Annotated in this window: 10 protein-coding genes, 3 tRNA genes and 1 pseudogene; 6 read left to right on the top strand and 8 right to left on the bottom strand. The window is 69.6% G+C overall.

Annotation, left to right across the window (positions count from 1 at the left end; translation table 11 throughout):
* The first annotated feature begins 30 nt into the window (after positions 1–30).
* Complete coding sequence (locus MANAM107_RS04780; RefSeq protein WP_223911801.1) at positions 31–1,380, top strand: AGE family epimerase/isomerase; 1,350 nt, start codon at positions 31–33, stop codon at positions 1,378–1,380.
* Positions 1,381–1,465: 85 nt separating this feature from the next.
* A tRNA-Ser gene (locus MANAM107_RS04775) sits at positions 1,466–1,554 on the top strand.
* A 396-nt stretch (positions 1,555–1,950) separates the two neighbouring features.
* On the opposite strand, the pseudogene MANAM107_RS13215 reads toward MANAM107_RS04775, so the two are convergent.
* From MANAM107_RS13215 to MANAM107_RS04740, 8 genes and pseudogenes are all read right to left on the bottom strand, one after another.
* A pseudogene (locus MANAM107_RS13215) lies at positions 1,951–1,995 on the bottom strand (hypothetical protein); the annotation flags it as partial.
* 240 nt (positions 1,996–2,235) lie between these two features.
* Positions 2,236–2,586 carry a DUF1801 domain-containing protein gene (locus tag MANAM107_RS04770; RefSeq protein ID WP_223911799.1) on the bottom strand — a complete coding sequence of 117 codons (351 nt, stop codon included), beginning with the start codon at positions 2,584–2,586 and terminating at the stop codon, positions 2,236–2,238.
* An 842-nt stretch (positions 2,587–3,428) separates the two neighbouring features.
* Positions 3,429–4,277 carry a CPBP family intramembrane glutamic endopeptidase gene (locus MANAM107_RS04765; protein ID WP_223911797.1) on the bottom strand — a complete coding sequence of 283 codons (849 nt, stop codon included), beginning with the start codon at positions 4,275–4,277 and terminating at the stop codon, positions 3,429–3,431.
* Positions 4,278–4,450: 173 nt separating this feature from the next.
* On the bottom strand, positions 4,451–5,638 hold the full coding sequence (locus MANAM107_RS04760; protein ID WP_223911794.1) for an ABC transporter ATP-binding protein: 1,188 nt from the start codon (positions 5,636–5,638) through the stop codon (positions 4,451–4,453).
* A gap of 23 nt (positions 5,639–5,661) precedes the next feature.
* Positions 5,662–7,476 carry an ABC transporter permease gene (locus MANAM107_RS04755; protein WP_223911791.1) on the bottom strand — a complete coding sequence of 605 codons (1,815 nt, stop codon included), beginning with the start codon at positions 7,474–7,476 and terminating at the stop codon, positions 5,662–5,664.
* Positions 7,477–7,678: 202 nt separating this feature from the next.
* Positions 7,679–8,713, bottom strand: coding sequence for an ABC transporter substrate-binding protein (locus tag MANAM107_RS04750; protein ID WP_223911788.1), 1,035 nt, complete (start codon positions 8,711–8,713; stop codon positions 7,679–7,681).
* A 129-nt stretch (positions 8,714–8,842) separates the two neighbouring features.
* On the bottom strand, positions 8,843–9,553 hold the full coding sequence (locus tag MANAM107_RS04745; protein ID WP_223911784.1) for a response regulator transcription factor: 711 nt from the start codon (positions 9,551–9,553) through the stop codon (positions 8,843–8,845).
* On the bottom strand, positions 9,546–10,376 hold the full coding sequence (locus MANAM107_RS04740; RefSeq protein ID WP_223911781.1) for a sensor histidine kinase: 831 nt from the start codon (positions 10,374–10,376) through the stop codon (positions 9,546–9,548). Before MANAM107_RS04740 ends, MANAM107_RS04745 begins: the two co-directional genes overlap by 8 nt.
* A 183-nt stretch (positions 10,377–10,559) precedes the next feature.
* Between MANAM107_RS04740 and MANAM107_RS04735 the strand changes: the two genes are divergently transcribed.
* From MANAM107_RS04735 to MANAM107_RS04720, 4 genes are all read left to right on the top strand, one after another.
* Positions 10,560–10,649: transfer RNA gene (locus MANAM107_RS04735), tRNA-Ser, on the top strand.
* A gap of 382 nt (positions 10,650–11,031) precedes the next feature.
* Complete coding sequence (locus MANAM107_RS04730) at positions 11,032–12,615, top strand: hypothetical protein (RefSeq protein ID WP_223911777.1); 1,584 nt, start codon at positions 11,032–11,034, stop codon at positions 12,613–12,615.
* 211 nt (positions 12,616–12,826) lie between these two features.
* A tRNA-Arg gene (locus MANAM107_RS04725) sits at positions 12,827–12,902 on the top strand.
* Between the two features lie 99 nt (positions 12,903–13,001).
* Positions 13,002–13,823 (top strand): shikimate 5-dehydrogenase, encoded by an 822-nt coding sequence (locus MANAM107_RS04720; RefSeq protein ID WP_223911773.1) that lies wholly within the window; start codon positions 13,002–13,004, stop codon positions 13,821–13,823.
* Positions 13,824–13,853 lie beyond the last annotated feature (30 nt).

The following is a 13,853-nucleotide window of genomic DNA, read 5'->3' as shown; positions in this document are numbered from 1 at the left end:
TCCCTTCATCTGTGAGGTCGAGGAGGACCAATGGGACTGGGATGGTTCGGCGCTCCTGAGCATCATCGTTGGCTCGCCCAGGAGACTCACGCCCTGCTGGGCTATGCGCGTGCCGCCGCCGTCCCGGCCGGATTCGGCTGGATCGGCCCCGATGGCGCCGTGGACACCTCGCACCCCGTGGAGCTGTGGATCACCGGCCGCATGACCTTCTGCTTCTCCCTGGGCGCCCTCATGGGCATCCCCGGCTGCCGCCGCTATGCCGACCACGGCGTGCGGACCCTGAGCAAGGTGCTGCGCGACCACGAGCACGGGGGCTGGTACTCGGCGGTCGAGCACGAGCTGGACTCCGAGGGCCACGGTGTGCCCGTGGACCCCCGGGGCCGCAAGGAGTGCTACCAGCACGCCTTCGTCCTGTTGGCCGCGGCCACCGCCACGGCTGCGGACCGCCCCGGGGCGCACGAGCTGCTGCGCGAGGCCATGGCGCTCCAGGAGCGCTACTGGTGGGATGAGCGCTACGGCCTGCCGATCGAGTCCTACGCGGTCGACTTCACCGATCCCGAGGACTACCGCGGCATCAATGCGGCCATGCACACGGTGGAGGCCTACCTGGTCACCGCCGATGTCACGGGCGATGTGCGCTGGCTGGAGCGGGCGGTGCAGATCATCGACTTCGCGGTCAATGTCCAGGCCCGCGGCAACGACTGGCGCCTGCCCGAGCACTACGACACCTCCTGGCGCCCCCAGTTGGAGTACAACCGGGACCAGCCGGCCCACCCCTTCCGCCCCTACGGGGTCACCCCCGGCCACGGCCTGGAATGGGCGCGCTTGACCGTCCAGGCCCGCGGTGCCCTGGTGGCCCGGGCCCTGCCCGTGCCCGAGTGGATGCTCGACGCCGCCGAGTCCCTGTTCGACCGCGCCCGCAGCGATGGCTGGAGGGTCGACGGCAAGCCCGGCTTCGTCTACACCACCGACTTCTCGGGCAAGCCGGTGGTGCACGAGCGCATGCACTGGGTGGTGTGCGAGGGGGTCAGCGCGGCGGCGGCCCTGCGCCGGGCGCTGCTGGACGACGGCCGGGGCGAGATCGACGTCGAGCTGTACGAGCACTGCTACCGCTCCTGGCTGGACTTCGCCGAGGAGTACCTCATCGAGGCCCCCGGCGTGTGGACCCACGAGCTCGACGCCGGCAACGCGCCCTCCACCCGCACCTGGGAGGGGCACCCGGACATCTACCACGCCCTCCAGATGACCCTCATGCCCCGCCTGCCGGTGTGGCCGGCGATGGGCCAGGCGCTGGCCGAGGGGCGGCTCGACGACCCCGCCTCGGCCCTGCCGGTGCACGCCCAGCAGCCGCGCCGCCGGGGGTTCTTCGGGCGGAAGTAGCCGGGGCGAGCCGCTGCGGCCCCACCGGTGGGCGGCGGGACCACAACGGTGGTAGTCTCAGGCGCGCCCCGTGATCGCGGGGCATGGAGAGGTGACAGAGCGGCCGAATGTGGCGGTCTTGAAAACCGCTGTGCGCCTGGCGCACCGGGGGTTCGAATCCCTCCCTCTCCGCCATCCCATGCTTACTCGAACCCCCGGCGGTCCCCGGACTGCCGGGGGTTCTGGCGTGCCTGGGGTGGGGTGGGTGCCCTGGCGGGCCGGGCTTCGCCGGGTGAGCCGGATTCTCGCGGGGTCACTCGTACTCCGCTGGGCCAGATGGCCGCATGTCAGCGGGCGGGATGCGAGTGACCCCGCAGAAGACGCCTGACCCGGCAGTAGTGCCCCGTCGCTTGGTGCGGTCCCCGTGGAGGCCGGTCCCGTATCGCTGGGGGGTGTCCCAGGGGAGCGGCAAAGTCGGTGTGGGGTGGGTGGTGTTTCTCGGACAGGGGGACGAAAATCTCCCCTGTCCGAGAAACACCACCCACCCCACACCGCGATCGTCCGCGAGATCGTGGGCTGGGAGACCCCCATGATCTCGGCGATCGTCTCCTGAGAGGCATTGGTGCGCAGATACATCAAAGTCGCCCGCACGGCCGTCAGGGAAAGTGAGGAATCTTGGTGCCAGGGCGATACCCTTATCGCCCACCACCAATTCCACCAGGCGGCTCAACTGCGCTCTGTTCAGGCCTGCGATACCCCTACCCATGACGGCTCGTTCCTGAGAGGTTTTGCAGATATATTGGCCGCTCCTATCTGATAGTGCTGCAGCTTTGGCTGCGATGTTGGATTTTAAAAACGAGCCACTAGACTGTTATTTCATGCTGCTGCTTCTTGCGCCAATCGTAAGTAATCTGTCAAATACTTATTTTCTACGTCTTCAAGCGTGCGTAGTTTCAAGTGGCGACGGCCTTTACCCTTTCCTTCTAATAAACCGTGTGGATCCACTATTTCGGCGCCATGACTAAATTCCACAGATACATGCTGCTTATAAACGAAAATGCCGCAAAACGGTTCGGGTGCTGCAAACAGGATGCCGCCATATTTCACTTCTTCGTCTACTGTGTTCGCCAGTTGCAGTATTCTCATGCGCACACTATTGGCGATTTCGTGCAAGGTGGGATTAGCGAAGTGCCAGTCATCCAGCAGATTTTCTACTTTTTGATCCATGATCTCCTCCTGTGTTTGAGTCCTGCATAACTTAACTGCTCTTATTATATCATGAGAACGTCAAAGGCAAATAGGCGGAAGTTCGACACTTCCTCGTTGGTGGTTCCGGATGCTCCGGGACTCAGCAGGGATTGTGTGTATGATGTCGTGCCCCTGCCTCACCGAAGGATCCGGGAGCGAAAGCCATCCACGGCTACGGGCTCTGGTGGTCGATGCTCAGGGGAACGGCTCGCTTCTAGTGAGGTCTTCTTCAACGGGTGCGGCACCAGTGGGCCCATGACTTGGCCATCGACAACCAGGCAGTCCACCCATGGAGGTGGAGGACAGCGAGGTTGACCTCGGTACGGCCGAGCACTGGGCAACTGGGGTGCTGGGTGCTCCACGCCTGACGGGCCTGGCGGTAGGCGAGGTCATCTGGCCGGATGCTCATCCACGACCTCCCCGGTACCGTCCTCCCTGACCGCCATCGCCGAAGAGTATGAGCGAACGCCACTGTGCGGGCACGGCTGTCGGTGGGGCCGGCCCCAGTTTGCCGGGGTTGTCTGCAGATCGCCGGTACTTCGCACCACTGGGACCTCTCCGATCTGCCGAGATCTCCTCCGATTCACCGACAAGCCGGCAATCTGCACCACGGCCCCGCCCAGGAACCGCCCCGGCTGTGAAGTACGCGCCCGCATCCTGCAGGGGCGCCCGCATTCCGCCGGGTGAGCCGGATTCTCGCGGGCTCACTCGTACTCCGCTGGGCCAGATGGCCGCATGTCAGCGGGCGGGATGCGAGTGACCCCGCAGAAGACGCCTGAGCCGGCCCGGTGCCGCCGCGGCGCCAGGAGTCAGGAAGCGGCTCAGGCCGCGGCGGCGGTGCGCTTGGGCCAGAGGAAGACCAGGCCCGCGATGATGAGAATCCCCGCGATGGTGGTGACGATAGAGCCCTCGAAGCCGAAAGGACCGCCCGAGAGCAGGTCCCTTCCCGGGACGCCGGTGCTGCGCAGCACGGAGGCGGAGGCCGCATTGCCCGACACCTCGGAGCCGAAGATGAAGCCCTGGCTGAAGTTCCACACCGCATGGGACGCCCCGGTCAGCCACATATTCCCCGTGCGGTAGTAGAGCAGCGCGAAGACGAAGCCGAACACGGTCAGGTTGAGGATCGGCATGAAGGTCAGGCCCGGGTTGGCCGCGTGGAAGGCCGTGAAGAACAGGGAGGTGACGATGATCGAGGCCTTGTCCCCCCACAGCCTGGAGAGATGCGGCATGAGGTAGCCGCGGTAGACCAGCTCCTCCCAGGTCCCCTGGGCGGCGAAGAAGAATACTGCGACCGCGATGGGCCCCAGGGCCGAGGCTGTGAAGGCATACTCGATCCGGGTCCCGCCGAGCATCCAGATCACCAGGGCCACGAGCGTGAGAAGGCCCGCCCCGAGCAGTGCCCCAGTGGCCAGGGCCCGCGGCCACCCCTGGCGGATGAAGCCCAAGCCCGACCAGCTGAGCCTGGAGGCACGGATCATGAGGAGGCCGCCGCCGATGAGCGCCACCCACATGCCGACACCGTTGGACAGGCTGATCGGCTCCTCCACGCCTCCGCCCAGGATCGGGGTCAGCAGGAGTCCGGTGGCCGGCAGCACCACCAGCACCACCAGGGACACCAGGAGGGGCAGGCCGAGGAGGCGCCAGATCGAGGCGCCCTCGATACGGGACACATGAGCGTGATACACGATACGCAACCAATCCGGGGCGCATCGGCGTACCGGTTGTGAGCCCCATGAGAAACAGAGAATGTCGAGCGTGCAGTTTATGCGGTGCTCCGACAAAGGCGAGTGCGATGCACGCCATATCCCCGGTCCTGGGTGCCCGCCCCGTCCGGCGGCCCCGATCAGGCGGCGGCGCTCTGCCCGGCAGGAAGCAGCCAGGCCTTGTCGGCCTCGATGGACACCCGCACCGCCTGCCCCTCGGAGAGCATCTCCTCCTGGCGCGGGTCGGATACGACGCACACGATCGAGCCGTACTCGGTCTCCACCTCGTACTCCACGGTCTCCCCGTAGAACACGCAGGTGATCACCTGCCCCAGTGATCCCCTGACCGTCTGGGGCGCATCCTCCACGGCCTCCAGGCGCACCGACTCCGGTCGCACCATGAGCACCACCTCCTCCTGGTCGCGCAGCGCCGCCGGGTGGGCGGGCACCGTCGTCTCCCCGCCGAGCACCCGCACCCGGGCCCGCTCCCGGCCATCCGCGCCCGGCGCCTCCCGGCCCACCGCATCCGCCGACAGGAAGTTCGCGCGCCCCACGAAGTCCGCCACGAACACCGAGGCGGGGTGCAGGTAGATCTCCGCAGGAGTGTCCACCTGCTCGATCCGCCCGGAGTTCATCACCACGATCCGGTCCGACATCGCCATCGCCTCGGACTGGTCGTGCGTGACATACACCGAGGTGATCCCCAGGCGCTTCTGCATGCGCCGGATCTCCAGGCGCATCTTCACGCGCAGCTTCGCATCCAGGTTCGACAGCGGCTCATCGAAGAGCAGCACCTTGGGGCGCACCACCATGGCCCGGGCCAGGGCCACCCTCTGCTGCTGGCCGCCGGAGAGCTGGGAGGGGGCGCGGTCGGCCATCGCCGTGAGGTTCATCGAGGTCAGCGCCACCTCGATGGCCTCCTTCATCTGTGCCGCAGGCATCCCCTGCAGCTTGAGGCCGTAGGCCACGTTGTCGCGCACAGACAGGTGGGGGAAGAGCGCATAGGACTGGAAGACCATGGACATCGGCCGGCGGTTGGGCGACACGACCGCCACATTGTCGCCGTCGAGCATCACCTGCCCGGAGGTGGCCTCCTCGAAGCCCGCGATCATGCGCAGGGTCGTCGTCTTGCCGCACCCCGAGGGCCCCAGCAGGGTGATGAACTCCCCGGGACTGATATCCAGATCGACATGGTCGACGGCGGTCACCCGCCCCTGCCCCTGGCCGAAGGTCTTGGTCAGCCCCACGAGGGACAGGCGGCCGCTCTCCTGTGGGGCGGGCCCCGCCCCGGGGCCGGGCTGGGCGCTCGTGCTGGTCGCACGGGTCATGATGGGTTCCTTTCTGGCCGGGCTCACAGGCCCGTCCGCGCCTGCGAGGTCACCGAGGTGTCGCGGACGAGAAGATTGGTCAGGCCGATGACGGTCATGACGATGACGATGAGAATGGTGCAGAAGGCGAAGGCATTGCCGAAGCGGCCGGCGTCGACCTCCGCGAGGATCTGGGAGGTCATGATCTTCGTCTTGGGGGTGGTGATGAAGACGATCGGGGACAGGGTCGTCATCGACCGGGCGAAGGCGTAGGTCAGCCCCGCGATGAAGGCCGGGCGGATGAGCGGCATCGTCACCCGCATGAAGGTCTGCAGCCCCGAGGCCCCCAGTGACGTCGAGGCCTCATCGATCGACTTGTCCACCTGCTGGAGGCTGGCGATCCCCGAGCGCTGGCCCGAGGGCATGGAGCGGGCCACATAGACCATGATGATGGCGATCGCGCCCCCGAAGACCGCGCTCCCCCCGGCCAGGGCCGGCATGAACATGAGGTTGCCCGCGATCACCGGGCGATTGAAGGTGATGAGGTAGCCGATGCCCAGGACCGTCCCGGGCACCGCCAGCCCCAGCATCCCCAGGAAGTCCATGAGGCCGGCGCTCGCCCGCAGCCGCACCACCACCAGCCAGGCCACCAGCATCCCCAGCACCCCGGCGATCGGCGTGGCCAGGAGGGCCAGGACGGTGGTGTCGATCATGGCGTCGTTGCCGATCCCGGAGAGCACGTACTGGAAGTTCTTCAGCGTCGGGGTGTTGTCCACCCCCAGGATGTTGACGAAGGCCCCCACGATGACGGTGGCGTAGATCGAGACGATGAACAGGGCCAGCAGCCCCGCCGATGCGCCCAGGAGCCCGCGGGGCAGGGGGGAGCGCACCAGGCGCATGCGGCCGGTCGGCTTGCCCGTGACGCTGACCGCCGAGCTGCGCGAGGCCCAGTAGCGCTGGAGCAGGAAGACCAGCAGCGCCGGCACCAGCAGCACCAGGGAGTAGGCGCTTCCCGCTGCCGTGTTGTACTCGCCATTGATGGCGATATAGGCGCGCGAGGCCAGCACCGTGAAGTCCCCGCCGATGACCAGGGGGTTGGCCAGGTCGGCGATCGCCTCGACGAAGAGCAGCAGGAAGGAGGAGGCGAAGCCCGGGATGAGCATCGGCAGGGTCACCGTGCGGAAGATCGTCCACGGCGAGGCCCCCAGGGAGGCGGCCGCCTCCTCCATGGCCGGGTCCAGGTTGCGCAGCATGCCGAGCATGTTCATGTAGGCCACCGGGAAGAAGGACAGGGACAGCACGAGGGTCAGGCCCGGCAGGCCGTAGATGTTCCACTGCTGCCCCAGCATCTGGGTGGAGACGATGCCATTGCGGCCGAACAGGGTGATCGAGGCCGTGGCCACCGCGAAGGGAGGGGAGACGATCGGGATGAGGCAGATGAGGTGGAGCAGGCGCTTGCCCGGGATCGCCACGCGCGCCTGGACGTAGGCCAGGAAGAAGCCGACGAGCGTGCCCACCGCCCCGACAACCACGCCCAGGACCACCGTGTTGACGACGATGGCGCGGTTGCTCGACGAGCGCAGCAGGCCGCCGAGCACCGCCAGGCCGCCGGTGGAGAAGGCCTTGGACAGGATCGTCACCAGGGGCAGGAGCACCAGGAGGACGAGGATCGCCGACACGAGGGTGACGATGCCGATGGTCACCTTGTCCTGGCGCACCCGTGTGGAGCGGGAGGCCCGGCTGCGGGCGGGACCGGCATCAGCCCGTCCCGGCCCGGGGGACGACGCGGACGGCGTCGGTGAGGAGGGCGGGGGCGAGGAAGCGCCCGCCGCGGGCAGCATGGAGGCTGCGGAGGACATGTGTGGACTCCGTTCACAAGTGGTGGGACCGCCAGCGGGGGCGGATGAATGGCCGGCGCCAGAAGCGCTGACGGGCCGGGGCGCAGGGGACGTCGTCGGGCCCGGTGGCGCGCAGCGGGCCGACGGCGCCGGGCCGGCCGGGGCTGACGGCACCGGCGCTCGCGGGGGTGGCAGCGGCCCCTTCTCAGCCCCGGCCGGGCGCTCACTCCTTGGGCTGGGCGGCGATCTCCTCATCGAAGCGGGCGGTCAGCTCCGGCTTGGCCGCAGCAGCGGCGGCGAAGTCGTAGTCCACCAGCGTCACCTCGTCGAGCTTGACCATCTTGTCGCTGGTCTGCGCCTCTGGGTTGGTGGGCACCTGGTAGGAGCCCACCGTCTGTCCGATGTTCTGGGCCTCGGCGGAGATCGCCCAGTCGATGTACTTCTTGGCCGCCTCGGCGTGGGCGGAGTTGGCCACCAGGGCCACGCCGCCGACCTCATAGCCGGTGCCCTCCTGGGGGAAGGAGACCTCCAGGTCGGACATGCCCTCCTCCTTGTACTTCACGCAGTCGTGGGAGAAGACCAGCCCCACGCCCACCTCGCCGCGACCGGCGATCTGCCCCGGGGCGGTCCCTGACTTGGTGTACTGCAGGACGTTGTTGTGCAGCTTCTTCATGTAGTCGAAGGCCGGGTCCTCACCGCCCAGGCGCACATCCTGGGTCCACAGGGTGGTGAAGGCGGTGCCGGAGGTCGAGGGGTGGGCGGTGGAGACCTGCCCCTTGAGGGCGGGGTCGAGCAGGTCCTCCCAGGAGTCGGGGGTCTGCACCCCCAGCTCGCCCAGCACCGAGGTGTTGGAGCAGAAGCCCAGGACCCCCACGTACACCCCGGTCCAGTGGTGCTCGGGGTCCTTGTACTGGTCGGGGATCGACGCCGCACTGGGGGAGTCGTAGGCCTCGATGAGCCCCTTGGAGGCGGCGGCGCCATAGCCGTCGACCGGACCCCCGTGCCAGACGTCGAACTCAGGGCTGTCCTTGGCCGAGTCGAGCCGGGCCACGGTCTCCCCCGAGGACAGGCGCACATAGGTGGCCTGGATCCCCGTGGCCTCGGTGAAGGACTCGGTCCACTTCTGGCACAGGTCCTCCATGGCGCCGCAGGCGATGGTGATCGAGTCGCTCTGCGCCTGGTCGACGGCGCAGCCGGCCAGGGACAGGGCGCTCGCGGTGGTCACGGCGAGCAAGGTGGGCAGCAGCCGCTTCCTCATGGGATTCTCCTTTGAATCAGCTGGGGTCGGGGCGGTAGGAGGTCGCCGACATCCCACCGGGTGCGCCCCATCATCCCCGGGCGGTGAGGCGGCAGGGGTGTCGGAGAGTAACGGTTGGTAACACCTCTGTCACTGCGGCGCATCCAGGCGGGGCATGAGGTAGCCCGAGCCCCGCACCGAGTGGATGTAGTCCTGACCGTCCGGGCCCAGGGTGCGCCGCGCCCGGTAGGCCGTGGTCTTGATCATGTCCTTCCCGCCGGCGCGGTCCTGGGTGCCCCACACCTGGTTGAGCAGGTCGCGGTAGGTGACCACCTGCCCGGCACTGCGGGCCAGGACCTCCAGGAAGCGCGCCTCGGTATCCGGCATGTCCAGGGCCCTGCCGCGCAGGTGCACCCGGTGGGTGGCCGTGTCGATGCTCAGCTCCCCGTTGACCAGGACGGCGGGCCTGCCGCCCCGCCACCGGCGCACCAGGGCCTGGGCCCGCAGCGTCAGCTCGCGCGGGCTGAAGGGCTTGGTGAGGTAGTCGTCGGCCCCCGCCTCCAGGCCGCGGATGCGGTCGGGCTCCTCGGACAGGGCCGTGATCATCATGATGGGGACCTCCGAGACCGCGCGGATCCGCTCGGCCACGGCCACCCCGGAGACGGCGGGGATCATGAGGTCCAGGACCACCAGGTCGAAGCTGCTCTGCTTGAAGGCCGACCACGCCTGGGCGCCGTCGGCGGCCGTGACGACGTCGAATCCCGCCGTCTCCAGGGCGAAGCGCATGATCATGAGGATCTGAGGCTCGTCGTCGACCACGAGCACTCGCGGCGCCCCTGCCGGCTGGCCGGTGTCATTCACTGGTGCTCGCCCCCTCGCGATCAGGCTCCCGCCAGGTGCGCGGGAGGGTGAGGTAGATGGTGGTCCCCCTGCGGGAGATGGTATCGACCAGCACTGTGCCGCCATGCAGCTCGACGATGCGCTGGGTGATCATCATGCCCAGGCCCGTGCCCGGGCGTCGGGAGCCCCCGGTGGCGAAGGGCGTGAACAGCAGGGCCCGGTCCTCCTCGCTCATCCCCGTCCCGTCGTCGGAGACCGATACCGAGACGGTCTCCTCCGACTCGGTGACGCGCACGAGGATGGACACGCCCTGGCCGGCGTGCCGGGCGGCATTGTTGACCAGGTTGGTCACGGCCTGGCCCATGAGGCGGGGATCGACCTGGATGCGCAGCGGCGCCCCGTGGTTGTCCAGGCGGATGGGCGCGGTGTGGACCCGGCGCAGCTGGGCGACGCACTCGCGCACGAGCCGGCGCATCTCGGTCCACTCCAGGTGGAGGTTGAACAGGTCGGACTCCAGGCTGGCCTCGGCCAGCAGGTCCGAGGCCATGTCGATGACCTGGTTGGAGTTCTCCGCGATCGTCTGGACGAAGCGGCGCTGGTCGGGGTTGAGGGGGCCGGCGGTCTCATCGAGGAGCAGCTCGGCCGAGCCGCGCACGACGGTCAGCGGTGTGCGCAGCTCGTGGGACAGGACGCTGGGGCGCCGTGTCCGCTCCTCATGGAAGGCCCGCAGTCGGTGCAGCTCCCCGCGGGTGCGCTGGAGGGCGCGTCGGGTGCGGCTCAGGGCGACCAGGCTGCCGGCCAACGCCGGGCAGGCGATGGCGGCCGCCACCATCCACCATGTCATCACTCACCCCGCTTCCCGGCCGCCACCGGTCCTGAGCGCCCTCACGCAGGGTACCGCGACGCTCCTGCTCACCGGGGCCCGCGGGAGGCGGCGCTGCGGACGGTAGAGGCGCCCGCGATGCCGCGTTACCTATTTGCCTCCGCGGTCCGAGCCCGGTAGGCTTCCTCACGCTTGTCAAGCGATGGAGATGTCGCATAGTGGCCTAGTGCGCCTCCCTGCTAAGGAGGTTGGGGTGGAAGCCCCTCGGGAGTTCGAATCTCCCCATCTCCGCCATCATGCGCAGTCGTGAGCCCCCGATGATTCCCGGACCATCGGGGGCTCACTGCTGCCGGGGCTGTTGGGCCCTGCTGTCCGTGAGCGGGCTGGCGGCTCCTCTGGCCCGCGCGGGCGTTCTGCCCGTGGCGGAACGATCGGGTGCGGTGGCGCCCTCACGGTGCTCCGACGGAGCGATGGGAGGGGACTGGCCCGAGATGAGGGCGGTGACTCGCCGTGTCCGCCGTGCGCGACGCTGTTCCCGAGGCGGGGCGGCGGCAGTGGGGCTGCGGGGCGCGGCGGCCCGGAGGGCGCGCATCCGCCCTGGTGGTTGAAGACGGTCATGAGAGCGGGCACAATCCGTAAGCAGCGTGTCCGCAAACCACGCGTGAAAGGCTCCATCATGTCAGACCGCGACAGCTCGAACGCCGTTCCTGCGGGGGATGCCGCCTCCGCAGATGCGGAGCAGCAGGACGATTTCAATGCGCGCACCGTACTGATCAACAGTGACGTCCTTGGCGCTGCCCGGGCTGAGGCCCAGCAGATAGGGGCTCCGCAGCCCCAGGCGCCCCAGCAGCCCGGCGCCGGCGGTGCAGGCGCACCCGGCGGCCAGCACGCTGCCCCCGCATGGAGGCCCGAGCCTCCTGCCATGCCCGCGGGGCCACCGCCCGAGGAGCAGACCCGCGCCTACTCCACCGACGCCGGGGCCTCCGCGAACCTGCCGTCCACCCCGTCCCCCTCGCCCTTCTCCTCCGTCGGCCCGGCGCAGAGCGGCACAGCTGCGCCGGCCGTGGATCCCTCGCCCTTCCAGACCAGCCAGCCCGGCCAGCCCGCCGCCGCCCTGACCTCCCGCGGTCCCAGAAGCGCCGGTGGCCCTGGAGTCCCGGGAGGCGTCGGCGCCGGTTCGGCCGCGCCCCACGTGACCCCGTATCAGCACCCGAGTCCGGAATCGGCATGGCAGGGCGGCGGTTCCGGCGCTGTCGCCGCCCCTGGCGCCCCGGGCGTACAGGGCGGCCCCGCCAGCAGCTCCGCCCCGGCGGCGCCCGACGCCGGTGCCCCGGCCTCTGGTGCTCAGGTGCCGGCCCAGTCGCCGTGGGGCCAGCAGGGCGCCACGATGGCGGTCCCCGAGGGGCCCTTCTCCGCCAATCCCTTCTCCGCCCACTCCGCTCCCGGCTCGAGCGGCGCGGCCCCGGCGACGTCCGCTGCTGGTGGGCAAGTGCCGGCCCAGTCGCCGTGGGGCCAGCAGGGTGCCACGATGGCGGTCCCCGAGGGGCCCTTCTCGGCCCAGTCGGCCCCCGGGGCCACCTCGGCCCCAGCCGCGTACTCGGCCCCCGGTGCGCCCTCCGTACCCGGGACCCCCGGGCAGGCCACCGGATACGAGACCTATGAGGCGCATGCCGCCCAGGGCCCCGGCGCCCACGCGGCCGGCTCGCAGGCGCCCGCCTCCCAGTACTCCCAGAGCGCCTCCCACCCGTGGGGGAGCCGCACTGAGGGCGAGGTGGGCATGTCCTCCGTCTTCCCCACCGCCACTGCGCGCGCAGAGGCGGAGCGGGCCCAGCAGGGGGGCGCTCCGCAGGCGGCGGCTCATCCGCAGGCAGCGGCCCAGCAGGGTGCGCAGGACTTGGGGGTGAGCCAGCGGGACGCCGTCGCCTCCGGGCCCTCCGTGCCGCAGGCGACGCCCGTGGCGCCGGCCGCCCACCCGGCGCAGCCGGGCTCCTCCGCGGAGGCCTTCCCGGTGCGCGGCGAGGCAGCGGGCAGTGACGAGTCCCTGGGGAGCTGGCTCCTCGCGACCTTCCTGTCGGCCCTGCCGGTGGTGGGCATCATCTACCTGCTGGTGGTGGGCTTCACCTCGAGCGGGTCCCCGGCCCGCAGGACCTGGGCGCGCGCGATGCTCCTTTGGGCGGTGGTCGGCACCATCCTGGGCATCGTGGCGACCATCGTTCTTGGTGGCAGCCTGCTGGCCGTCCCGAACAGCCAAGGCGCATAGCCCCGCCGCACAGCCAGGAGGCGCGCCGCAGGATCGTCCCTGCCGCAGCGACCCGCTCCCGCCGTCGTCGTCCGATCACGGATGGCGGCGGCGGGAGTCCTCTGCCCGCGCCCGGGGAGGCCCCGGCGCTGCTTGTGCCCAGCCTCACGACCCCCCGATTTGGCGGAGGGGGGAGCGGCGAGTAACCTTCTGGCTTGTCGGAAGCGACACGGCGCCTGTAGCTCAACGGATAGAGCATCTGACTACGGATCAGAAGGTTGGGGGTTCGAATCCCTTCGGGCGCACCAGCACCCCGTCATCGGCTGTCAAGTCGGAGTCGGGGTGTTTTCCATGTCTGGGGCCGTGTTTCCCGGGCGCCCTTGGGGCCCGCATGGGAGGATCGTCTCGTGCGAGACATCACCAAGGACACGCAGCTGTGCATCTCCCTGTCGGCCCGCCCCACGAACATCGGCACTCGATTCCACAACCACCTCTATGAGGTCCTCGGCCTCGACTTCGTCTACAAGGCCTTCACCACCACCGACATCACCGCGGCCATCGCGGGCGTGCGGGGCCTGGGCATCCGGGGATGCGGCGTCTCCATGCCCTGGAAGGAGGAGGTCATCGCCCTGGTCGATGAGATGACCCCCTCGGCCAGCGCCATCGAGTCGGTCAACACCATCGTCAACGACGAGGGCCGCCTAGTGGCCTACAACACCGACGTCATCGCCATCCGCAGCCTGCTGGACACCCACGCGGTCCCGCGCACCTCCTGCGCCGTGCTCGGCTCGGGCGGCATGGCCAAGGCCAGCGTGGCCGCCCTCAAGGACGCCGGCTTCGGCCCCGGCACCGTGGTGGCGCGCAACGCCACCACCGGCCCCGCCCTGGCCCAGCACTACGGATGGTCCTGGGTCGCCACCCCCGAGGAGCTGGCCGAGGACGCCCCCGCGCTCCTGCTCAACGCCACCCCCGTGGGGATGGCCGGGGGTCCCGCCGAGCATGACCTGCCCGTGGGCCGGGACCTCCTGGAGGCCGTGGGCACCGTCGTCGACGTCGTCGCCTTCCCCTCCGAGACGCCGCTGCTGCGGGCCGCCCGCGCGGCGGGCAAGCCGACCATCAGCGGGGCGGAGGTCATCGCCCTCCAGGCCGCCGAGCAGTTCGCCCTGTACACGGGTGTGCGGCCCACCCCCGAGCAGGTCGCCGAGGCCTCCCGCCTCTCACGGGCCTGACCGGAGTCCGACCGCGATCTCGTACCCACC

Source organism: Actinomyces capricornis (assembly GCF_019974135.1).
In the GTDB taxonomy this organism is placed as follows: Bacteria; Actinomycetota; Actinomycetes; order Actinomycetales; family Actinomycetaceae; genus Actinomyces; species Actinomyces capricornis.
Note: the sequence above shows the minus strand (reverse complement) of the source record. Positions and strands in the feature narration are given on the sequence as shown.